20 protein-coding genes are annotated in these 22,526 nt (G+C 71.5%); all 20 read right to left on the bottom strand.

The genetic code is table 11. The features are described 5' to 3' along the window. Positions 1–2: 2 nt before the first annotated feature. The 20 genes from atpA to nrtL all read right to left on the bottom strand — a co-directional run bounded on the left by atpA (position 3) and on the right by nrtL (position 22,438). Positions 3–1,601, bottom strand: coding sequence for a F0F1 ATP synthase subunit alpha (gene atpA / locus IAG43_RS21915; RefSeq protein WP_187742399.1), 1,599 nt, complete (start codon positions 1,599–1,601; stop codon positions 3–5). A gap of 137 nt (positions 1,602–1,738) precedes the next feature. Continuing rightward, positions 1,739–2,554: a F0F1 ATP synthase subunit delta gene (locus IAG43_RS21910; RefSeq protein WP_187742398.1), complete on the bottom strand. Its 816-nt coding sequence runs from the start codon at positions 2,552–2,554 to the stop codon at positions 1,739–1,741. Continuing rightward, positions 2,551–3,099, bottom strand: a complete 549-nt coding sequence (locus tag IAG43_RS21905; protein WP_147988147.1) for a F0F1 ATP synthase subunit B — start codon at positions 3,097–3,099, stop codon at positions 2,551–2,553. The genes IAG43_RS21910 and IAG43_RS21905 overlap by 4 nt, the downstream gene beginning before the upstream one ends. 41 nt (positions 3,100–3,140) lie before the next feature. Beyond that, positions 3,141–3,377, bottom strand: a complete 237-nt coding sequence (gene atpE, locus IAG43_RS21900) for an ATP synthase F0 subunit C (RefSeq protein WP_147988146.1) — start codon at positions 3,375–3,377, stop codon at positions 3,141–3,143. Positions 3,378–3,454: 77 nt separating this feature from the next. Continuing rightward, a complete protein-coding gene (atpB, locus tag IAG43_RS21895; protein WP_484600522.1) occupies positions 3,455–4,273 on the bottom strand; it encodes a F0F1 ATP synthase subunit A in 819 nt (272 codons plus the stop codon). A 226-nt stretch (positions 4,274–4,499) separates the two neighbouring features. Next, positions 4,500–4,937 (bottom strand): Cg1360 family ATP-synthase-associated protein, encoded by a 438-nt coding sequence (locus IAG43_RS21890; protein WP_187742397.1) that lies wholly within the window; start codon positions 4,935–4,937, stop codon positions 4,500–4,502. A gap of 273 nt (positions 4,938–5,210) precedes the next feature. Then, the gene (locus IAG43_RS21885; protein ID WP_187742396.1) at positions 5,211–6,590 is read right to left on the bottom strand and encodes an MraY family glycosyltransferase; all 1,380 of its coding nucleotides are present in this window, start codon (positions 6,588–6,590) and stop codon (positions 5,211–5,213) included. Positions 6,591–6,710: 120 nt separating this feature from the next. Next, the gene (locus IAG43_RS21880) at positions 6,711–7,982 is read right to left on the bottom strand and encodes a serine hydroxymethyltransferase (RefSeq protein WP_187742395.1); all 1,272 of its coding nucleotides are present in this window, start codon (positions 7,980–7,982) and stop codon (positions 6,711–6,713) included. Positions 7,983–8,488: 506 nt separating this feature from the next. Further along, positions 8,489–9,136 (bottom strand): arsenate reductase/protein-tyrosine-phosphatase family protein, encoded by a 648-nt coding sequence (locus tag IAG43_RS21875; RefSeq protein ID WP_187742394.1) that lies wholly within the window; start codon positions 9,134–9,136, stop codon positions 8,489–8,491. Next, positions 9,133–9,780 (bottom strand): L-threonylcarbamoyladenylate synthase, encoded by a 648-nt coding sequence (locus tag IAG43_RS21870; RefSeq protein WP_187742393.1) that lies wholly within the window; start codon positions 9,778–9,780, stop codon positions 9,133–9,135. The genes IAG43_RS21875 and IAG43_RS21870 overlap by 4 nt, the downstream gene beginning before the upstream one ends. A gap of 28 nt (positions 9,781–9,808) precedes the next feature. Continuing rightward, positions 9,809–10,654 (bottom strand): peptide chain release factor N(5)-glutamine methyltransferase, encoded by an 846-nt coding sequence (gene prmC, locus IAG43_RS21865; protein ID WP_187742392.1) that lies wholly within the window; start codon positions 10,652–10,654, stop codon positions 9,809–9,811. Positions 10,655–10,714: 60 nt separating this feature from the next. Further along, on the bottom strand, positions 10,715–11,794 hold the full coding sequence (prfA, locus tag IAG43_RS21860) for a peptide chain release factor 1 (protein WP_147988139.1): 1,080 nt from the start codon (positions 11,792–11,794) through the stop codon (positions 10,715–10,717). Positions 11,795–11,910: 116 nt separating this feature from the next. Beyond that, positions 11,911–12,132, bottom strand: coding sequence for a 50S ribosomal protein L31 (gene rpmE, locus IAG43_RS21855; protein WP_147988138.1), 222 nt, complete (start codon positions 12,130–12,132; stop codon positions 11,911–11,913). 217 nt (positions 12,133–12,349) lie between these two features. Next, entirely contained in the window at positions 12,350–13,489 is a 1,140-nt protein-coding gene (locus tag IAG43_RS21850) for an LCP family protein (RefSeq protein ID WP_187742391.1), read from the bottom strand. Positions 13,490–13,764: 275 nt separating this feature from the next. Beyond that, on the bottom strand, positions 13,765–15,792 hold the full coding sequence (rho, locus tag IAG43_RS21845) for a transcription termination factor Rho (protein ID WP_187742390.1): 2,028 nt from the start codon (positions 15,790–15,792) through the stop codon (positions 13,765–13,767). A 394-nt stretch (positions 15,793–16,186) separates the two neighbouring features. Continuing rightward, positions 16,187–17,107 carry a homoserine kinase gene (gene thrB, locus IAG43_RS21840; protein ID WP_187742389.1) on the bottom strand — a complete coding sequence of 307 codons (921 nt, stop codon included), beginning with the start codon at positions 17,105–17,107 and terminating at the stop codon, positions 16,187–16,189. Positions 17,108–17,498: 391 nt separating this feature from the next. Next, positions 17,499–18,566 carry a threonine synthase gene (gene thrC / locus IAG43_RS21835; RefSeq protein ID WP_187742388.1) on the bottom strand — a complete coding sequence of 356 codons (1,068 nt, stop codon included), beginning with the start codon at positions 18,564–18,566 and terminating at the stop codon, positions 17,499–17,501. A 7-nt stretch (positions 18,567–18,573) separates the two neighbouring features. Continuing rightward, positions 18,574–19,866 carry a homoserine dehydrogenase gene (locus IAG43_RS21830; RefSeq protein WP_187742387.1) on the bottom strand — a complete coding sequence of 431 codons (1,293 nt, stop codon included), beginning with the start codon at positions 19,864–19,866 and terminating at the stop codon, positions 18,574–18,576. Between the two features lie 95 nt (positions 19,867–19,961). Next, a complete protein-coding gene (gene lysA / locus IAG43_RS21825; protein ID WP_187742386.1) occupies positions 19,962–21,353 on the bottom strand; it encodes a diaminopimelate decarboxylase in 1,392 nt (463 codons plus the stop codon). A 14-nt stretch (positions 21,354–21,367) separates the two neighbouring features. Continuing rightward, positions 21,368–22,438: an ArgS-related anticodon-binding protein NrtL gene (gene nrtL / locus IAG43_RS21820; protein WP_187742385.1), complete on the bottom strand. Its 1,071-nt coding sequence runs from the start codon at positions 22,436–22,438 to the stop codon at positions 21,368–21,370. Positions 22,439–22,526: the final 88 nt, after the last annotated feature.

Genomic DNA, 22,526 nt, shown 5'->3' with positions numbered 1-22,526 from the left:
CGTCACTTCGAGACGTTGACGGTCGCCGGAGCGTCCTCGCCGAGCAGCTTGCCGTCGTGGGTCTCGAACTGCTTCTTGAACGCCGCGATGGAGTCCGCGACCTTGGTCAGCGTGTCGTCCGACATCTTGCCGCCCTCGCGGATGGACGCCATGAGGCCGTCCTCCTCGCGGTGCAGGTAGTCCAGCAGCTCCCGCTCGAAGCGGCGGATGTCCTGGACCGGGACGTCGTCCATCTTGCCGGTGGTGCCGGCCCAGACGGAGACGACCTGGTTCTCGGTGGACATCGGCTGGTACTGGGCCTGCTTCAGCAGCTCGACCATGCGCTTGCCGCGCTCCAGCGACGCCTTCGAGGCCGCGTCCAGGTCGGAACCGAAGGCGGCGAACGCCTCCAGCTCACGGAACTGGGCGAGGTCGACACGGAGACGGCCGGAGACCTGCTTCATGGCCTTGTGCTGGGCGGAGCCACCGACGCGGGAGACCGAGATACCGACGTTCAGGGCCGGACGCTGGCCGGCGTTGAACAGGTCGGACTCCAGGAAGCACTGGCCGTCGGTGATGGAGATGACGTTGGTCGGGATGAACGCCGACACGTCGTTCGCCTTGGTCTCGACGATCGGCAGACCGGTCATCGAGCCGGCACCCATCTCGTCGGAGAGCTTGGCGCAGCGCTCCAGCAGACGCGAGTGCAGGTAGAAGACGTCACCCGGGTAGGCCTCACGGCCCGGCGGGCGGCGCAGCAGCAGCGACACGGCGCGGTAGGCGTCGGCCTGCTTCGACAGGTCGTCGAAGATGATCAGGACGTGCTTGCCCTCGTACATCCACTGCTGGCCGATGGCCGAGCCGGTGTAGGGGGCGAGGTACTTGAAGCCGGCCGGGTCGGACGCCGGGGCGGCGACGATCGTCGTGTACTCCAGGGCGCCGGCCTCCTCCAGCGCGCCGCGCACGGACGCGATGGTGGAGCCCTTCTGGCCGATGGCGACGTAGATGCAGCGGACCTGCTTGTTCACGTCGCCCGAGCGCCAGTTGTCGCGCTGGTTGATGATCGTGTCGACGGCCAGTGCGGTCTTGCCCGTCTGGCGGTCGCCGATGATCAGCTGACGCTGGCCACGGCCGATCGGGGTCATCGCGTCGACGGCCTTGTAGCCGGTCTCCATCGGCTCGTGCACCGACTTGCGCTGCATGACCGTGGGGGCCTGCAGCTCGAGGGCGCGGCGGCCGGACGTCTCGATCTCGCCGAGACCGTCGATCGGGTTGCCGAGCGGGTCGACAACGCGGCCGAGGTAGCCCTCGCCGACGGCCACCGACAGGACCTCGCCGGTGCGGGTGACCGACTGGCCCTCCTCGATGCCGCTGAACTCACCGAGGACGATCGCGCCGATCTCGCGCTCCTCGAGGTTGAGGGCGAGACCGAGGGTGCCGTCCTCGAACTTCAGCAGCTCGTTTGCCATGGCCGAGGGAAGACCCTCGACCTTCGCGATGCCGTCGCCGGCAAGGCTGACCGTACCGACCTCCTCGCGCGAGGCCGCGTCCGGCTGGTACGTCTGGACAAAGTTCTCCAGCGCGTCCCGGATCTCCTCCGGCCGGATCGTGAGCTCCGCCATCTGGGTTCCCTGCTCTCCTTGTTGGGCCCGAAGTTTCTTTGGGGGTCTGGGGGCCGACCCCCAGGAATCTTCTGCAATCTCTGCACGGCCCAACCGGGCCGCTGGTCTTGCCAATTCAGTTGTGCTCGGCTGACGCGTCAGCCGGCGATCCGGCGCTTGGCCTCGTCGATGCGCTCCTGGACGGTGCCGTTGATGACCTCGTCGCCGACGCGCACCGAGATGCCGCCGAGGACCTCGGGGTCCACCTCGAGGTTCAGGTGCATCTCACGGCCGTACAGCCGCGCCAGACCCGCGCCGAGACGCTGCTTCTGCGCGTCGGTCAGCGGCACCGCGGTGGTCACGACGGCGACCATCCGGTCCCGGCGCGCCGCGGCGAGCTTGGAGAGGGAGTCGAGTCCCGCTTCCAGGCTACGTCCCCGCGGGTGCGTGACGAGACCGACGATCAGACGCTCGGTGACCTTCTCGGCCCTGCCGCCGAGCAGTGAGCTCAGCAGCTCGCCCTTGGCGGCCGCCGTGGCGGCCCGGTCGGTCAGCGCCGAGCGGAGCTCGGTGCTGGTGGCGAGGATCCGCCCGAAGCGGAACAGCTCGTCCTCGACGTTGTCGAGACGCCCGGTCTTCTGCGCCGAGGTGAGCTCGGCGGTGGCCGCCAGCTCCTCCAGCGAGTCGACCAGGTCACGCGACTGCGACCAGCGCGCGCGGACCATGCCCTTGAGCAGGTCGACGGTCTGACCGCCGACCTGGCCCTCGAACACGCGCCCGGCCAGCTCGGCCTTGGCCTCGCCGGCCTGCGCCGGGTCGGTGAGGACCCGACGCAGCGACACCTCACGGTCGAGCAGCGCGGTGACGGCGGCCAGCTCGCCGGCGAGCTTCGCCGCGTCGGCCGACGTGGAGTCGGTCAGCGCGTCGAGGGACTCGTGCGCGGCGGCCAGCGCCTCGCGGCTGGCTCCGTTCATCGTGCGACCTCGGCCTTCGCCTCGAGCTCGTCGAGGAAGCGGTCGATGGTGCGGCTCTGGCGGGCGCTGTCCTCGAGGGACTCGCCGACGAGCTTGCCGGCCAGGTCGGTGGCGAGCTTGCCCACGTCCTGGCGCAGCGCGGCGGCAGCGGCCTTGCGGTCGGCCGCGATCTGGGCGTGGCCGGCCGCGATGATCTCCTCACGCTGCCGCTGGCCTTCCGCCTTCATCTCGGCGATGATCGCGGTGCCCTGCTCGGTCGCCTCCTGGCGCAGGCGTGCGGCCTCGTGACGGGCCTCGGCGAGCTGGGCCTTGTACTGCTCCAGGACGCTCTCGGCCTCGATCTTGGCCGCGTCGGCCTTCTCCATGCCGCCTTCGATGGCCTCGCGACGCTCCTCGAGAACACGGTTGATGTTCGGGAGGAGCTTCTTCGCGAAGAAGAAGAAGACGATGGCGAAGGCGATCGTGCCGACGAGCAGCTCGGGGCCCGGGGGCAGAAGCGGGTTCTGCTCCTCCCCGGCCGCCAGCTGAACGATGTTGGCGATCACATCAGTGCCTTTCGTCGAAAAGTGTCGTCAGTGAGAGGTGATTACTGACCGAACACGAACGGCATAACGATGCCGATCAGGGCGAGCGCCTCACAGAAGGCGAAGCCCAGGATCTGGTTGGCACGGATCAGGCCGGCAGCCTCGGGCTGACGGGCCAGAGCCTGGGTGCCGTTGCCGAAGACGATGCCGACGCCGATGCCGGGGCCGATCGCGGCGAGGCCGTAGCCGATGGAGCCGAGCGAACCGGTGACCTGGGCAAGGGTCTCAGTGGCAGCCATGCTGATTCTTCCTTTTCATTTACCGGACCGGTGGTGGTTGGCCACCGGACGATTCGGGGTGGTGCGGGCGGGGGGCCTCAGTGGTGCTCGGCGAGAGCGCCCTGGATGTAGGTGCAGGCCAGGAGGACGAAGACGTACGCCTGGACGGCCTGCACGAAGAGTTCGAAAACAATCATGGCCATGGTCATCACGAACGAGACGCCCGCGGCCGGGATCATGTAGCTGTTCAGCAGGTACCAGGAGGCGACGGTGAACATCACCAGCATCAGGTGACCGGCGAACATGTTGGCGAAGAGTCGCACGGCGTGCGTGAAGGGGCGCACGAGCAGGTTCGAGAAGAACTCGATGAACGAGACGAGCCACTTGATCGGGCCGAGCGACGGGTCGTAGCCGGTGATGTTCTTCCAACCGCCCACGAAACCGTGGCGCTTGAAGGTCAGCGACACCCAGATCACGTAGACGATCAGCGCCAGTACCGCGGGGTAGGCGATGATCGACGAGACCGGGAACTGGGCCAGCGGGATCACGGACCAGATGTTCATGATCCAGACGAAGAAGAAGATCGAGACCATCAGCGGGACGTACTTCTCGCCCTCGCGCTTGCCGAGCGTCTCGTAGACGATGCCGCGGCGGACGAAGTCGTAGCCCGCCTCACCGATCATCTGCAGCTTGCCCGGGACGACCTTGGCCTTCCCGAAAGCCATCGTGAAGAACGTGACGACGACGAGCGTGGTGATGAGCGCGAGCAGCATCACCTTGTTGAACTCGAAGCCACCGACGGTGAAGATCGGCTTGAAGAGGAAGGAGTGCAGGCCCGGCGCCGGAAAGCCACAGCCGTTGTCGGCCAGGATGCGGCAGCTCCAGTCAAAGGCGAGCGTGGTCTGTTCAGCACTCACCGCGGGCTCCTTCGGCGTGACGCATGGGTTCGGCAACCTCGTTGTGTCGGAGCGGCGCGCAGCCGCGAGTCGGCACCGGACTGGTGTTTCGGATGTGGGGGCGGCCCTCAGGCATCAAAGCCTCGCGATCGAGCAGGCGTCAGCTCGGATGCCCGCGCCCGCAGTGCCGCAGTTGGCACCGGACGATAGCAGGGTCCCGAACGCTGCTTTATCCCGGCCCTACCTGTCACGACGACAGGCCCGTCTTCTCGGTCTTCCTGCTGTCCGAGGATTCGGGCTCGACGTAGAGAATCTTGGCCTTCATGAACGCGCGGGCCTGCGCCGCCACCCAGACCACCGTCGCGGCGACGATCGTCGCGGCGAAAGCCTTCGGGTTGAACAGCGTGGTGTCCTTGAAGACGGCGACGAAGACGAACAGCACGAGCAGCTGCGTCGTGTAGAGCATCAGCCCCATCGCCTGGAAGAGCTGCGGGAACTGCTTGGCCGTCCGCTGGAGGACGACGATGCCGCCTCCCATGAAGAGGATCACCACCAGCGTCGCGACGATCGCCCCCACAGCACCCTTGCCGCCTGCGACCACTCCCGCGATCACGGCGGCGATCACGCCGGCGGCAGCGGTGGGTACGACGGTCATGAGAAGTGAGCGTGCGTCGGTGGACGGCATGGCGGCAGCTCCGCTTGCTGGTGGGGGCAGTGGTGTCGTCATGGACGAGCGTAAGCCCGGTCCCGAGTTGGGCCTCGGGGGCCAACGGACCGTCGCACTACGGTCCTTCGGCTCTGTCTCCGGGTCTCGTGAACGGTATCACAAACTATTTGATGAGGTCTTTACCCGCAGGTGTGCCAACTGTCACACATGAGAGTGACACTGCGCGTGTGTGCACGACAACCATCGGTTTCGTCTGGTATAGGCACGGAATGCCCGTCTCCGGCGCGGGCGTCAGCCGCGCGTACCGGCCTTCCGCCGGTCGGGAAGCCGCGAACGAGCGCCCAGCGCCGTCGCTCCGTTGACGCCGCCGACACCGACCCGTACCCGGGCATACTCGTCCTCGTCACCGTCCGCCTGGTCCGGGTGGCCGTCACCGGCCGCCCCGGGCTCCCGCCGGGCGGCGCCGGAGGCCGCTGCGTCCGCGGACGGGCGCCGGCGCCGGCGGCGGCGCCGGTAGCGCGGCGGCACGAAGGACTCGGCCCAGCGCGGGGCCCGCGGCCGGAAGCGCGGCAGCAGCAGGAGCACCAGTCCCACCGCGCTCAGCCCGGCGATGGCCAGCACGATCCACATCGACGCCGAGTGCACCGAGTACGCGACCGTCCCGAAGGCGATCAGCGCCGACCAGAAGTACATGATCAGCACCGCGCGGCTGTGCGAGTGCCCGATCTCCAGCAGCCGGTGGTGCAGATGGCCGCGGTCGGCGGCGAACGGCGACTGGCCGCGCCAGGTCCGGCGGACGATGGCCAGCGCCAGGTCGGCGACCGGCAGCGCCGTGATGGTCAGCGGCAGCAGCAGCGGCATGAACACCGGGAGCATCGCGTGGGTCGCCTCGCGCTCGCCGCCGACGAAGATGCCGAGGCGGTCCGGGTCCACCTGCCCGGTGATCGAGATGGCGCCGGCCGCCAGGACCAGGCCGATGAGCATCGATCCCGAGTCGCCCATGAAGATCCGCGCCGGATGCATGTTGTGCGGCAGGAAGCCGAGGCACATGCCCATCAGGATCGCCGCGAACAGGGTCGCCGGGGCGGCCTCCTCGATCCCGTACCCGTACCAGAGGCGGTAGGCGTACATGAAGAACGCGCCGGAGGTGATGCACACCATGCCGGCCGCGAGACCGTCGAGACCGTCGACGAAGTTGACCGCGTTGATCGTGATGACGACCAGCGCCACCGTCAGCAGGTTGCCCTGCCAGGCGGTGAGCGAGACGGTGCCCACACCGGGCACGGGGATCCACAGGATCGTCAGGCCCTGCGCCACCATCACACCTGCGGCGATCATCTGGCCGCCGAGTTTGATCAGGGCGTCGATCTCGAACTTGTCGTCGAGGACGCCGATCAGCCAGATCAGCGCCGCGCCCGACAGCAGGGCGCGCGGCTCGTTCGACAGCTCGAAGACGTCGTTGAGGTGCGCCAGATGGTCCGCGACCAGCAGACCGGCGCACAGGCCGCCGAACATGGCGATGCCGCCGAGCCGCGGTGTCGGTTCACGGTGCACGTCACGCGCACGGATCTCCGGCATCGCGCCGGCTGCGATGGCGAACTTCCGCACCGGTCCGGTCAGCAGGTAAGTCACCGCTACCGTGACACAGAGCGTCAGCAGGTACTCGCGCACTGAATCCCCATGTGTTGGACGACGCGCCGAACCACACCTTAGGACATACGACGAGCGGGGACGGCCGACGGTTGCACTGCGGATGAACGCCGGATGGCCCCGGCCGGACGCCGGGTGGCCTCAGCTGGGGTACGGCGGGAACCCCGCGGCCAGTTCCCGCACCCGTGCCTGCACCCCGGCGTCCTCCCGGACGGCGGCCGCGAAGAGGCCCGCGATCCGGGTCATCTCGCCGCGGCCCATGCCCTGGGTGGTGACCGCGGCGGTGCCCAGCCGGATGCCGCGGCCGTCGCCGTACGGCAGGGCGCAGGTGTCGAGCACGATGCCGGCGGCCGCCAGCCTCCCGCGGGCCGTCCGGCCGTCCACACCGAGCCCGGCCGGGTCCACACCGACGATGTGGGTGTCCGTCCCGCCGGTGAGCACCGTGAAGCCCTCGCCGGCCAGCGCCTCGGCGAGCTCGCGGGCGTTGGCGACGGTCTGGTGGGCGTAGGACGCGAACGCCGGCGTCGCGGCCTCCCCGAACGCCACCGCCTTCGCCGCGATGGTGTGCATCTGCGCACCGCCCTGGGTGAAGGGGAACACCGCGCGGTCGACGCGGTCCGCCAGCTCGGCCCCGCACAGGATCATCCCACCGCGGGGGCCGCGCAGGACCTTGTGGGTCGTCGCGCACACGATGTCGGCGTACGGCACCGGGCTCGGGGCGGCACCGCCCGCGACCAGCCCGATGGGGTGCGCGGCGTCCGCGACGAGGTACGCGCCGACGTCGTCGGCCACCTCACGGAAGGCCGCGTAGTCGGGGTGGCGCGGGTACGAGATGGAGCCGCAGACGATCGCCTTCGGGCGGTGGTGCCGCGCGAGGGTGCGCAGCTGGTGGAGGTCGACGAGCCCGGTCTCGGCGTCGACGCCGTAGGCCACGAAGTCGAACCAGCGCCCGGAGAAGTTCGCCGGCGACCCGTGGGTGAGGTGCCCGCCGTACGGCAGCCCCATCGCCAGCACGGTGTCCCCCGGGCGCAGCAGGGCCGCGTACGCGGCGAGCACCGCCGACGAACCGGAGTGGGGCTGCACGTTGACGTGCTCGGCCCCGAAGAGCGCCTTGGCCCGCTCGACGGCGAGCCGCTCGGCGGCGTCCACGATCTCGCAGCCGCCGTGGTGGCGGGCGCCCGGATAGCCCTCGGCGTACTTGTTCGCCAGCGGCGACCCGAGGGCGGCGAGCACGGCGGGCGAGGTGAAGTTCTCGGCGGCGATCATCTGCAGCGAGTCCGCCTGCCGCCGTGCCTCGCCGTACAGGATGTCGGCCGCCTGCGGGTCCTGCCGGAGCAGCGCCCGGAAGCCGGGGCTGTCGTACACGGCCGGTGCGGGATGCGCTGCGTGCGTCACGGGATGTGTCACAGACATGACGGCTCCGGTGCTCGGGCCTGGGGGGCGGCTCCTCCAATGTAGGACCGGGCCCCGCTTTCCGCCCTGCGGGCGCGCTTCCGGCGCTCAGCGCGCCGGGCACGGGGGGGTGCACACGCTTCCAGCCCGTCCGGCACGGTCACCGCCCCGGAGAGCGCACACTTCCAGCCCGTCCCGCACAGGCACCGCCCCGGAAGGCGCCCACTTCCAGCCCGTCCGGCGATTGAGGACACCGCGCGCAGCGCGGTACCGCCACCACCGGCAGGCAACCGCCCCCACACCCGCAACCCGGTCCGGCGGGGCTCCGCCCCGGAAGGCGCACACTTCCAGCCCGTCCCGCACGGGCACCGGCCCGGAGAGCGCACACTTCCAGCCCGTCCGGCGATTGAGGACACCGCGCGCAGCGCGGTACCGCCACCACCGGCAGGCAACCGCCCCCACACCCGCAACCCCGTCCGGCGGGGCTCCGCCCCGCACCCCGCGCGACCGCCCCCGGCGGAGTCCGCTCAGCCCTCGCGCTCCACGCCCGTCAGGGCGGTCACCACGGGGTCCAGCGCCTGGTGGATCTCGTCGCCGATGGAGCGGAAGAACGTGATCGGCGCCCCGTACGGATCGAACACCTCGTCCGCGTCCGGGCTCGGCGCCAGCAGCCACCCGCGCAGCGCCGCCGCCGCCCGCACCAGGGCACGGGCGCGTTCGACGACGCCCTCGTCCGGGTCCGGCAGCGTGGCCGGGTCTATCGCCCGCACCAGGCGGGTGAACTCCTTCAGCGTGAAGGTCCGCAGCCCCGCGGAGTGCCCCATGGAGATCACCTGGGCCCGGTGGTCACGGGTCGCCGTGAGCACCAGGTCGGCGCGGATCACGTGCTCGTCCAGGAGCTCCCGCCCCGTGAAGCCGCTCGCGTCCGCTCCGAAGTCCGCGAGGACGACCTCCGCGTTGGCCTCCATCGGGGCGCCCTCGTGCCCCCAGGTGCCTGCGCTCTCCACGATCAGGCCGCCCGTGAGGGGGTCGCCGAGGCGGTCGCTCAGGGCGTGGCGGGTGAGCCGCTCGGTGATCGGCGAGCGGCAGACGTTGCCGGTGCTGACGTGGAGGATGCGGAAGGTCGGTGCCGTACTGCTGCTCTCCGCTATGCCACGCCCCTGCGGGGTGGTCAATTGGCCACCTCGAGGTCGGGTACCACCTTGCGCAGCTCGTCGGCGGAGAGGGCGCCCTCGCGCAGCAGGACGGGCACCTTGCCGGTGACGTCGACGATGGAGGACGGCACGATGCCCGGGGTCGGGCCGCCGTCGAGGTACACGGAGACGGAGTCGCCGAGCATCTCCTGGGCCGCGTCGCAGTCCTCGGGAGAGGGGTGTCCCGTGAGGTTGGCGCTGGAGACCGCCATCGGGCCGGTCTCGGTGAGCAGCTCGATGGCGACCGGGTGCAGCGGCATCCGGATCGCGACGGTGCCGCGGGTGTCGCCGAGGTCCCACTGGAGCGACGGCTGGTGCTTGGTGACCAGGGTGAGCGCGCCCGGCCAGAAGGCGTCGACGAGCTCCCAGGCCTGCTCGGAGAAGTCGGTCACGAGGCCGTGCAGGGTGTTGGGCGAGCCGATGAGGACGGGGGTGGGCATGTTGCGGCCGCGTCCCTTGGCGTCCAGCAGGTCGGCGACGGCCTCCGTGGTGAAGGCGTCCGCGCCGATGCCGTAGACGGTGTCGGTGGGCAGCACGACGAGCTCTCCGCGCCGGACCGCCGATGCGGCCTCGCGCAGTCCGGTGGCGCGGTCCGTAGCGTCGTTGCAGTCGTATCGCCGAGCCATCAGCGGGCCTCCTGGTACACGTGCTTCGTCATGGCATCGCCTTGCGTGCGGTCGCGAACCGCGGCCGCCTGTTCAGATCGGGGTGGTCGGCGGCGTCCGCCCAGCCGGACTCCTCGTTGAAGATCCACGGCACCTGGCCGCCCTGGGTGTCCGCGTGCTCGACGACGACGAGGCCGCCGGGCCTCAGCAGCCGGTGCGCGGTCCGCTCGATGCCTCGGATGGTGTCGAGGCCGTCCTCGCCGGAGAACAGCGCCATCTGCGGATCGTGGTCGCGCGCCTCGGGCGCGACGTACTCCCACTCGGTGAGCGGGATGTACGGGGGGTTGGAGATGACGAGGTCGACCTGGCCGTCGAACTCCGGCAGGGCCGCCAGCGCGTCGCCCTGGTGGACGGTGACCCGGGAGCCCTCGGCGTTGCGCCGGGTCCACTTCAGGGCGTCCTCGGACAGTTCCACGGCGTGCACGCGCGACCGGGGCACCTCCTGCGCCATCGCGAGGGCGATGGCGCCGGAGCCGGTGCACAGGTCGACGATGAGCGGTTCGACGACGTCCATGGCCCGGACGGCCTCTATGGCCCAGCCGACCACCGACTCCGTCTCGGGCCGGGGCACGAAGACGCCGGGTCCGACCTCCAGCTCCAGGTAGCGGAAGAACGCCCGCCCGGTGATGTGCTGGAGCGGCTCGCGCGCCTCGCGGCGTGCGACGGCCTCCCAGTAGCGGGCGTCGAAGTCGGAATCCTTGACGTTGTGGAGTTCGCCCCGCTTCACACCGTGCACGAACGCGGCGAGCTCCTCCGCGTCGAAGCGCGGCGACGGCACGCCGGCGTCGGCCAGCCGCTGGGTGGCCTGGGCCACCTCGGCAAGCAGCAGGTTCACGCTGGTCCTCCGGTGCAGATGCGGTGCGGGTGCGGGTGGTGCGGGCGGGCCGCCGCCGGGCTACTGCGCGGCGGCGAGCTTGGCGGCCGAGTCGGCGTCGACGCACGCCTGGATCACCGCGTCGAGGTCGCCGTCGAGGACCTGGTCCAAGTTGTACGCCTTGAAGCCCACCCGGTGGTCCGAGATCCGGTTTTCCGGGAAGTTGTACGTCCGGATCTTCTCGGACCGGTCGACGGTGCGGACCTGGCTGCGGCGCGCGTCCGCGGCCTCCTTCTCGGCCTCCTCCTGCGCGGCGGCGAGCAGCCTGGAGCGCAGGATACGCATCGCCTGCTCCTTGTTCTGGAGCTGGCTCTTCTCGTTCTGGCAGGAGGCCACGATGCCGGTGGGCAGGTGGGTGATGCGCACCGCGGAGTCGGTGGTGTTGACGGACTGGCCGCCGGGCCCGGAGGAGCGGTAGACGTCGATGCGCAGGTCGTTGGCGTGGATCTCGACGTCGATCTCCTCGGCCTCGGGCGTGACGAGCACACCGGCGGCGGAGGTGTGGATGCGGCCCTGGGACTCGGTCGCGGGCACCCGCTGCACGCGGTGCACCCCGCCCTCGTACTTCAGCCGCGCCCAGACGCCCTGGCCGGGCTCGGTGGCGCCCTGGCCGCCCTTGGTCTTCACCGCGACCTGGACGTCCTTGTAGCCGCCGAGTTCGGACTCGGTGGCGTCGATGATCTCGGTCTTCCAGCCCACGCGCTCCGCGTACCGCAGGTACATCCGCAGCAGGTCGCCGGCGAACAGGGCGGACTCGTCGCCGCCCGCGCCGGCCTTGACCTCGAGGATGACGTCCTTGTCGTCGCTGGGGTCGCGGGGGACGAGCAGCAGCCGCAGCTTCTCGGTGATCTCGTCGCGCTGCTTCTCCAGCACCTTCACCTCGGCGGCGAAGTCCGGGTCGTCCGCGCCGAGTTCACGGGCGGTGTCGATGTCCTCACCGGTCTGCTTCCAGGAGCGGTACGTGCCGACGATGGGCGTCAGCTCGGCGTAGCGCTTGTTCAGCTTGCGCGCGTTCGCCTGGTCGGCGTGGACCGAAGGGTCGGCGAGCTTCTTCTCGAGATCGGCGTGCTCGCCGATCAGTTCCTCGACCGCCTCGAACATGCGGGGGCTCCTGGTTTCCGTGACGCTGGCGCGAAGGGGGGCTGCTGCTCGGAACGGACAAAGCGCCGGCCCCGGCCTCCCCGGACGGGGCGGCCGGGGACCGGCGCAGTGGCTCGCTACTTCTTGGAGCCGGCAGCCTTGCCGAAGCGGGCCTCGAAGCGGGCCACACGGCCACCGGTGTCGAGGATCTTCTGCTTGCCCGTGTAGAACGGGTGGCACTCGGAGCAGACCTCGGCACGGATGGTGCCGCCGTCGATCGTGCTGCGGGTGGTGAACGACGCGCCGCAGGTGCAGCTGACCTGGGTCTCGACGTACTCGGGGTGGATGTCGCGCTTCAAGGTGTCTCCTAGGTTCCGGAGGGCGCCGGGTCGCACGCGCGGGATGCGGGTGCGTGAACCGGGGCCGACGTACCAGTCTGCCAGGACCGGCCGTATCTCCCAAAACCGGGGGGACCCCCGAGGTATTCCCCCGGGCCCGCGGGGGTAGGGAGATTCCTTACGGCCTCGCGCCGCCGGCGTCCGCCGTCACCCGGCGCCACCGCCCGGCCGCCCGCCGTCACCCGGCGCTCGGGCTCGGGCTCGGGCCCGCTCCGGCGACCACGTCCTTCGCGTCGCCCTTGTCGCCGGCGGAGCCGGCGAGCGCGGTGTCCGGGATCGGCAGGTCCTGCTTGAGGGCGCGCCAGACCTGCGCGGCGCCCGTCTCGACGGGGACCACGCGGTTGGGGTCCCGGGGGTCGTAGCGGACCGGCATGGTGACCATGCGGACGTCCTCGGAGCCGAGCCCGCCCAGGCTGCGGGCGAACCCGGTCAGTTCGTTGACGGAGTCGAGTCCGGAGTCGGGGGTGATCGCCTTGGTCGCGGTGTCGGCGAGGTCCAGGAGCTTCTTCGGGTTGCTGACCACCCCGACGTCCCTGACCTGGTCGACGAGGGCCTTGACGAAGGCCTGCTGGAGCTGGATGCGGCCGAGGTCGCTGCCGTCGCCGACGCTCTTGCGGGTGCGCACCAGGCCGAGGGCCTGCTCGCCGTCGAGGGTGTGGGTGCCGGGGTCGAGCGAGAGGTGGCTCTTCGGGTCGTCGATGGGCTCGGTCGTCGTGATCTCCACGCCCCCGAGTTCGTCGATCAGGCCCTTGAAGCCGTCGAAGTCGATCTCCAGGTAGTGGTCCATGCGGATGCCGGACATGGCCTCGACGGTCTTCACCGCGCAGGCAGGTCCCCCGGTCTCGTAGGCGGTGTTGAACATGGCCCGCCGGGCGCCGGGGGCGTCGGTGCCGTCGGCGCGGGTGCAGTCGGGGCGCTGCACGAGGGTGTCGCGGGGGATGGACACCACGGACGCCTTCTTGTGGCCCTGGTGGACGTGGACGACCATCGCGGTGTCGGACCGGGCGCCGCCCTCGTCGCGGCCGTACTCGGAGTTGTCGCCGGCGCGGGAGTCGGAGCCGAGGACGAGGATGTCCATCGAGCCGTCGTCGAGGTTCTTGGGCCGCTCGGTGCCGAGGGCCTGGTCGATGTCGACGCCCTCCAGGTTGCCGTTGACCTTGAAGTAGACGTAGCCGAGACCGGTGCCGCCGGCGAGCAGCAGGGCGGCGGCCGAGAAGGCGGCGACGGCGGTGACCCGGCGGGCGGTCGACGGCGGCCTGCGCCGTGTGCCGCCGCCGCGTATCCGGCCGCCGTTCCTGCTGCTGCTCTGCTCGGTCATGCTCTCCTCGGCTCTGTCGGGGACCCCGTACGCGCCGGGCGTCCGGCGTGCGCCGGACGCGGTGTCCGGCACATGTCCGTCTGTCCCGGGGACGGTGAAGCATCCCTCAGCGTCGCACGGGCGTCTGAGATCCCTCTGAGAACGACGTGTGCCCACCGCGCGGGCGCGATGGGCACAGGAGCGAGCCGCTTCCCCCGTCCCACCTGGTGCTTCCCGGGCGGGGAGGGAGGCGCCGGGGGCTCGCGGACGAGCCCCCGGGCTGTGGTGAAGCTCTCTCAGTCGTTGTTGTTGCCGGCCGACGGAGTCGTCTTCTGGATCTGCAGAAGGAACTCGCCGTTCGACTTCGTCTGCTTGAGCTTGTCGAGGAGCAGCTCGATCGCCTGCTGCTGGTCGAGGGCGTGCAGCACGCGGCGGAGCTTCCAGGTGACCGCCAGCTCGTCGCTGCCGAGCAGGATCTCCTCCTTGCGGGTGCCGGACGCGTCGACGTCCACCGCGGGGAAGATGCGCTTGTCGGCGAGCTTGCGGTCGAGCTTGAGCTCCATGTTGCCGGTGCCCTTGAACTCCTCGAAGATCACCTCGTCCATGCGCGAGCCGGTGTCGACCAGCGCGGTGGCCAGGATGGTCAGCGAGCCGCCGTCCTCGATGTTGCGCGCGGCGCCGAAGAACCGCTTCGGCGGGTAGAGCGCGGTCGAGTCGACACCACCGGACAGGATGCGGCCGGAGGCCGGCGCCGCCAGGTTGTAGGCGCGGCCCAGACGGGTGATCGAGTCCAGCAGGACGACCACGTCGTGACCCAGCTCGACGAGGCGCTTGGCGCGCTCGATGGCCAGTTCGGCGACGGTGGTGTGGTCCTCGGCGGGACGGTCGAAGGTCGAGGAGATGACCTCGCCCTTCACCGACCGCTGCATGTCGGTGACCTCTTCGGGACGCTCGTCGACGAGGACGACCATGAGGTGGCACTCGGGGTTGTTGTGCGTGATGGCGTTGGCGATCGCCTGCATGATCATGGTCTTGCCGGTCTTCGGCGGGGCCACGATCAGACCGCGCTGGCCCTTGCCGATCGGCGACACGAGGTCGATGATCCGCGTCGTCAGCACACCGGGGTCGGTCTCCAGGCGGAGCCGGTCCTGCGGGTACAGCGGGGTCAGCTTGTTGAACTCCGGGCGGCCGCGGCCGGATTCGGGCGCGGCGGCGTTGACGGAGTCGAGGCGCACCAGCGCGTTGAACTTCTCGCGGCGCTCGCCGTCCTTGGGCTGGCGCACGGCGCCGGTGACGTGGTCGCCCTTGCGCAGGCCGTTCTTGCGGACCTGGGCGAGGGAGACGTACACGTCGTTCGGGCCGGGCAGGTAGCCGGAGGTCCGGATGAACGCGTAGTTGTCGAGGATGTCGAGGATGCCCGCGACGGGGATCAGGACGTCGTCGTCGGAGACCTGCGGCTCGCCGCCGGCGAAGTCGTCGCGGCCGCGGCGCCCGCGGCGGTCGCGGTAGCGCCCGCGCCGGCCGCGGCGGCCGCTGCCGTCGTCGTCGAAGTCGTCCTGCGGACCGCCGCCGCCCTGCTGGCCCTGCTGGCCGCCCTGGCGCTGCTGGCGCTGTCCGCCCTGACCCTGGTCGTCGCCCTTGCCGCGGCGGTCGCGCTGGCGGTCGCGACGCTCCCCGCGCTCCCCGCGCTCGCCGCGCTGTCCGCGGTCCTGACGGTCGCGGCGGCCCTCGCCGTCCTGGCCGGCGGCGGACTCGGACCGGGTGTCGGTCTGCGTCTCGGCCTTGGCCTCGGTCTTCACCTCGACGGCGGTGTCCGTGCGCGACTCGGTGCGGGTCTCCGGGGAGCCCGCCTGCGCGGTGGCGCGACGGCGGCGGCGCTCGCCGGCCGGCTGGTCGTCGGAGGCCGGCTGCCCCGGGATGTCGATCTGCTGCTGGGCGACGGCCTTCTCGGCCTTCTCGGCCTTGGCCGGCTTCTCCGCGGCAGGGGCGGCGGCTTCGTCGCCGGTACGGGCCTTGGAGGTGGCGCGCCGCTTCGGCTTCGCCGGGGCCTCGGCCGCGGCGGTGTCGGCGGGCTTGGCCGCGGAGGAACCCCCGGCCTGCGCCTCCTTGATGACCTCGATCAGCTGGCTCTTGCGCATCCGCGCAGTGCCCCTGATGCCGAGGCCGGACGCGACCTGCTGCAGCTCGGCCAGGACCATGCCCTCGAGGCCGGTGCCGGAGCGGCGGCGCCGTGTGGTGGTGCCGGAGGCGGCACCTTCGGCGGGCGCGGCGGTGTCGACGTTGTTGTCGGCAGTAACGCCCATCAGATCGGTGGTGTCGCTCACGAAGGGTCCTTCCCTGGAGCGGACGTCGGCCTTCTGGCTCGGCGACCGGTTGTGCTGTCCGACGGTGGTCCCGGGGTACGGACCGTGTCGGAGCGGTGGTCCCGCCGGTGCAGATCAACGGCGGAGAGATAGACATGCAAGACGTGCAAGGCCCGGCCCGATGACCCCCTGCTCGACCCACTCTCCTGGCTGAGCGAGGGGTGTCGTGCCGGTTCCGGAGCGTGCTCGACACTGCTCAGGCAGGCTGCTCAGGCAGTGTGGGAGGCTCCCGGAAGAATGGTGGTCCCGCTACGGGACGCGCAGCACCGCGCCGATTCGACGACGGTTGCAGACTTGAGGTTAACACTACCGGCTCCAACAAACATTCCCCCTCTCACTCACCGGCAATCGTCGATCACTGCGGGGACAGCGGCATGACGCTCGCCCCCGCCGCGTCGAAGGCGAGCCGGTTCGCGGCCCAGCCCTCGCCCGCCAGCAGCGCGACCTTGTCGGCCGCACCGTCCTCGGCCAGTGCCAGGACCGTCGGTCCCGCACCGGAGATGACCGCGGGGACGCCGTCGGCGCGCAGTCGGTTGACCAGCGCGATGCTCTCGGGCATCGCGGGGGCCCGGTACTCCTGGTGGAGCCGGTCCTCGGTGGCCGGGAGCAGCAGTTCGGGACGCCTGGTCAGGGCCTCGACGAGGAGCGCGGAGCGCCCGGCGTTGGCGGCGGCGTCGACGTGCGGGACGGTGCGCGGCAGGAGGCCGCGGGCGGTCTCGGTGAGCACCGGCCTGCCCGGCACGAAAACCACCGGAACGACGGAATCCGAGGGGTCCATCCTGATCGCCCTGGCGGCGCCGGCCTCGGTCCAGGCGAGGGTGAAACCGCCGAGCAGGCAGGCGGCCACGTTGTCCGGGTGGCCCTCGATCTCGGTCGCGAGCTCCAGCAGGGCCGCGTCGTCGAGGCGGGCGTCGCCGCCTATCGTCACGGCACGGGCGGCGACGATGCCGGCGCAGATGGCGGCGGACGACGAGCCGAGGCCGCGGCCGTGCGGGATGCGGTTGGCGCAGACGACCTCGAGGCCGCGCGGCTGCCCGCCGAGCAGGTCGAAGGCCGTGCGCAGGGAGCGCACCAGCAGGTGGTTCTCGTCGCGCGGCAGGCTGTCCTCGCCCTCGCCCGCGATGTCGATGTGCAGACCGGAGTCCGCGACCCGTACGACGACGTCGTCGTACAGGCCGAGCGACAGTCCGAGGGCGTCGAAGCCCGGACCGAGATTGGCGCTGGTGGCGGGGACGCGCACCCGGACAGCGGCGGCGCGGAACGCTGGACCGGCCATCGCTCGACGTTTCTCCTTGGTTCTGAACTGCGGGATGTACGGGATGTTCCGAGAGGTACGAACACCCGGACCCGGGGCGGCAACGGCGGCGGCAAGCCGCACGGCATATGCGGCGGACGGGTTCGGGTACAGCCTATCGAAGGAAGGTTCACCTGCGACATAGGGCGCACAGGAGGCGCACGATGCGTGTCGCGGGCCCGTCCGTGCCCCCCGCGCGACACGTTGTCCCGGTTGCCCGGATTTACCATGCAGACATTCCTCCGGCATGTGCCGGGGACGCGGCGCGGGGAGTCAACGCGGGGGCGGCGGACGGCTCTTGAGCCGCACCGTCGCCCCCCGGGGGCACGGCGTCCGTACCGGCGCGCGGCCGGTACGGATGCCGGGCGGCCCGTCAGGCGAGGCCGAGGCGCTCGGCGGCGGCGGAGGCGTCGACCGGGACGGTGACCGGCTGCGGCGCGCCGGCGACGGCCCAGTCGGGGTCCTTGAGCCCGTTGCCGGTGACGGTGCAGACGATCCGCTGGCCCGGGTCGACCTTGCCCTGCTCGGCCGCCTTCAGCAGACCGGCCACCGACGCGGCCGAGGCGGGCTCGACGAAGACGCCCTCCTGCGAGGCCAACAGACGGTAGGCGCGCAGGATCTCACGGTCCGTCACCTCGTCGATGAAGCCGCCGGAGTCGTCGCGCGCGGCCAGCGCCTGCGTCCACGACGCCGGGTTGCCGATGCGGATGGCGGTGGCGATCGTCGACGGGTCCTTGACGACCTCGCCGCGCACGATCGGCGCGGACCCGGACGCCTGGAAACCCCACATCCGCGGCTTGCGGGCGGACACGCCGTCCGCGGCGTACTCCGTGTACCCCTTCCAGTACGCCGTGATGTTGCCGGCGTTGCCGACCGGCAGCACATGGATGTCGGGGGCGTCGCCGAGGGCGTCCACGATCTCGAAGGAGGCCGTCTTCTGGCCCTCGATGCGGTACGGGTTGACCGAATTGACCAGCGCCACCGGGTAGTTCTCCGACAGGGCCCGGGCCAGGTTCAGGCAGTCGTCGAAGTTGCCGTCGACCTGGAGGATGCGCGAGCCGTAGACCAGCGCCTGGCCCATCTTGCCGAGCGCGATCTTGCCCTGCGGCACGAGCACCGCGCAGACCATGCCCGCGCGCACCGCGTAGGCGGCCGCGGAGGCGGAGGTGTTGCCGGTGGAGGCGCAGATGACGGCCTGCGCGCCCTCCTCCTTCGCACGGGTGATCGCCATCGTCATGCCGCGGTCCTTGAAGGACCCGGTGGGGTTGGCGCCCTCGACCTTGAGATGCACCTCGCAGCCCGTGCGCTCGGAGAGGACCTGCGCCGGGACGAGCGGCGTGCCACCCTCACGGAGCGTGACGACCGGCGTCGTGTCCGTGACCGGAAGGCGGTCCCGGTACTCCTCGATGATGCCGCGCCACTGGTGGGTGCCGTTTGTCATGGGTCCCTTACTCCCCTTCAACACGCATGATGCTGGCGACACCGCGCACGGTGTCGAGCTTGCGCAGCGCCTCGACGGTCCCGGAGAGGGCGGCGTCGGGCGCGCGGTGGGTGACGACGACGAGGGACGCCTCGCCGTCCTTGCCCTTCTGGCGGACCGTGTCGATCGATACGCCGTGCTCGGCGAAGACCGTCGCGACCTGGGCGAGCACGCCCGGCTTGTCGGCCACGTCGAGACTGATGTGGTACCGCGTGACCACGTCGCCCATGTGACTCACGGGCAGCTGCGTGTACGCGGACTCGCCCGGCCCCGTTGCCTGGGCGAGCTTGTTGCGGCACACGGCGACCAGGTCGCCGAGGACCGCGGACGCGGTGGGCGAGCCGCCCGCGCCGGGACCGTAGAACATCAGCCGGCCGGCCGCCTCCGCCTCGACGAAGACCGCGTTGTACGCCTCGCGGACGGAGGCCAGCGGGTGGCTGAGCGGGATCATCGCGGGATGCACCCGGGCGGTCACCGACCGCCCGTCGGCCGCGCGCTCGCAGATGGCGAGCAGCTTGACGGTGCACCCCATGCGTTTCGCGGACGCCATGTCGGCGGCGGTGACCTCGGTGATGCCCTCGCGGTGCACGTCGTCGAGGCGCACCCGGGTGTGGAAGGCGATCCCCGCGAGGATCGCGGCCTTCGCGGCGGCGTCGAAGCCCTCCACGTCGGCGGTGGGGTCGGCCTCCGCGTACCCGAGGGCGGTCGCCTCGTCGAGCGCCTCCGAGTAGCCGGCGCCGGTGCGCTCCATCTTGTCGAGGATGAAGTTGGTGGTGCCGTTGACGATGCCGAGCACCCGGTTGACCTTGTCGCCCGCCAGGGACTCGCGCAGCGGGCGGATCAGCGGGATGGCGCCGGCGACCGCGGCCTCGAAGTACAGGTCGCGGCCGTGCTTCTCGGCCGCCTCGTACAGGGTCGCGCCGTCCTCGGCGAGCAGCGCCTTGTTGGCGGAGACCACGGACGCGCCGTGCTCGAAGGCGGTGGTGATGAGCGTGCGCGCCGGTTCGATGCCGCCGATGACCTCGACGACGACGTCGATGTCGTCCCGGGAGACGAGCGCGGCGGCGTCGGTGGTGACCAGCTCGGGGGCGATGCCCTCGCGCACCTTCTGGGGGCGGCGCACGGCGACCCCGGCCAGCTCCACCGGGGCCCCGATACGCGCGGCGAGGTCGTCCGCGTGCGTCGTCATGAGTCGCGCCACCTCTGAGCCGACCACACCACAGCCCAGCAGCGCCACCTTCAGCGGACGCGTACGCATCATCCGACCTCGTTTCGTTTCCTTCTACGGTTCGACCAGTCTCACCCACCGGACCGGAGTTTCTGTCCTCCGTCCGGCATGCGAGACATCTATCTCAGCTATCCGACATCGAGACGCAGGAGATCTTCCTCCGTCTCGCGCCGGACGATCACCCGCGCCGCGCCGTCGCGCACGGCGACCACCGGGGGACGCAGGGCGTGGTTGTAGTTGCTGGCCATGGAGCGGCAGTACGCGCCGGTGGCCGGTACGGCGATCAGGTCGCCGGGCGCCAGGTCGGCGGGCAGGAACGCGTCCTTGACCACGATGTCACCACTCTCGCAGTGCTTGCCGACGACCCGGCTCAGCATCGGCTCCGCGTCGGACGTCCGCGACACCAGAGCCACGCTGTACTCGGCGTCGTAGAGCGCGGTGCGGATGTTGTCGGACATCCCGCCGTCGACGCTCACGTAGGTCCGCAGCCCTTCCAGCGGCTTGACCGTGCCGACCTCGTACAGCGTGAACGCCGTCGGGCCGACGATCGCGCGCCCCGGCTCCACCGAGATCCGCGGCGTCCGCAGCCCGGCCGCCTCGCACTCGCGGGTGACGATCTCGCCGAGCGCCTTCGCGATCTCGTGCGGCTCGCGCGGGTCGTCGTCGGACGTGTAGGCGATGCCGAGGCCGCCGCCGAGGTCGATCTCCGGAAGTTCCACGCCGTGCTCGTCGCGCACCTCGGCCAGCAGCTGCACCACCCGGCGTGCCGACACCTCGAACCCGGCCATGTCGAAGATCTGCGAGCCGATGTGCGAGTGGATGCCGATGAGCTCCAGGCCGTCCAGCCGCAGCGCCCGGCGCACCGCCTCGGCGGCCTGCCCGCCGGCCAGCGCGATGCCGAACTTCTGGTCCTCGTGCGCCGTGGCGATGAACTCGTGGGTGTGGGCCTCGACGCCGACCGTCACCCGGATCTGCACCCGCTGGCGGACGCCGGCCTCCTGGGCGATGTGCGCGACCCGCGCGATCTCCTGGAACGAGTCGAGCACGATCCGGCCGACCCCGGCCCCGACCGCGCGGCGGATCTCGCCCTCCGACTTGTTGTTGCCGTGGAAGGCGATGCGTTCGGCCGGCATCCCGGCGTCGAGGGCGGTCGCCAGCTCTCCCCCGGAACACACGTCCAGGTTCAGCCCCTCCTCCTTCAGCCAGCGCACCACCGCGCGGCTCAGGAACGCCTTGCCGGCGTAGAAGACGTCCGCGTCCTTGCCGAACGCCTCCGCCCAGGCGCGGCAGCGGGCCCGGAAGTCCGTCTCGTCGAGGAAGTAGGCGGGCGTGCCGAACTCCTCGGCCAGCCGGGTCACTTCGATCCCCCCGACGGTCACGGTGCCCTCGTCGTTGCGGCTGACCGTCCTCGCCCACACCTTCTCGTCGAGGGCGTTCAGGTCGGCCGGCGGCGCGGTCCAGTGGCCCTCGGGGAGGACGTCCGCGTGACGGGGACCGGCGGGGTGTGCGGATCGGCTCATCTGTCTCTCACATCTCACAGGTGTTCGGGTGCGCTGATGCCGAGCAGGGACAGGCCACCGGCGAGCACCGTCCCGGCGGCCTCGGCGAGGGCCAGCCGGGAGCGGTGGGCGGCCGAGGGTTTCTCGTCCCCCACGGGCAGCACCCCGTGCTGGAAGGCCAGCAGGGCCTCGGCCGTCGCCTCCAGGTGCCGGGCGAGCCGGTCGGGCGCGCGCAGCCGGGCGGCGTCGGCAACGACGACGGGGAAGTCGGCGATCGCCTGCGTGAGGACGGGGGCGTCGACGACCTCCTCGGGCGCCGCCGCGAAACCGAGCAGGCCGGCGCCCCGGGTCAGCGCCCGCGCGCGGGCGTGGGCGTACCGCACGGTGAAGAGCGGGTTGCGCTCGTGCTGCACGAGGAGGTCCCCGGTACGGGGGCGGTCGTGCGCGGCGGCGGAGAGCATGGCCCAGCGGGCGGCGTCCTCCCCGAGCTCGGCCACGAGGCCGGGGCGGGCGGGCACGGGCCGGGGCGCCGCCGCGACGGGGGCGGCGCCCATGCGGCCGAGCACCTCGGCCCAGAGGGCGGCACGGTCCTGGGGGGCGGGGTGGTCCCGGGGGGCGGGGTGGTCGCCGAGGGCGGGGTGCGGCGGGCCGGGTGCCTGTGCGGCCTCGGGCCGGTCGGAGGCGTCTCCAGCGGGGGCGGGGGCGTCGGCGGGACGCACCCCGGGCGTGCCGGGCGCCGATCCCTCCGCGGCACCCGCGGGCATGCCGTACCCGGCCCCCGCCGCGCGCACGGCAGCGACCAGGCGCTGCTGGGCGCTTCCCTCCAGCGTGACGTTCAGGAATCCGGGGCCGGTGATCTCGACCCGTTCGATGCCGGGGGCCCGCGCGATGCGCTCGCCCAGCACCCCGGCCACCTCCCGGGGCGGCCGCCCCGCGGGGCCCGCGAGCTTCAGCGCGATCCCGGTGGCCCAGTCCCCGGTGCCTCCGGGGCGCGGGCGCTCCACGCGGACACTCGCCGGCTCGGGGACCTCCACCGCCAGCGCGCCCTCCTCGACCGCACGGCACACGGCACGCGCGACGGTACGGGACAGCTCGGCGGGGGTCACGGCACAAGCGTATGGGAGGAAGGGGGTCCCTCCGCCAACCGGTTTCGCCATGCGGGCAGAGGGCGGGGTGTGCCCTGATGGGACGGGG

Origin of the sequence: Streptomyces genisteinicus (assembly GCF_014489615.1) — a bacterium.
Lineage (GTDB): Bacteria > Actinomycetota > Actinomycetes > Streptomycetales > Streptomycetaceae > Streptomyces > Streptomyces genisteinicus.
This window is presented reverse-complemented; position numbering and strand designations above follow the sequence as displayed.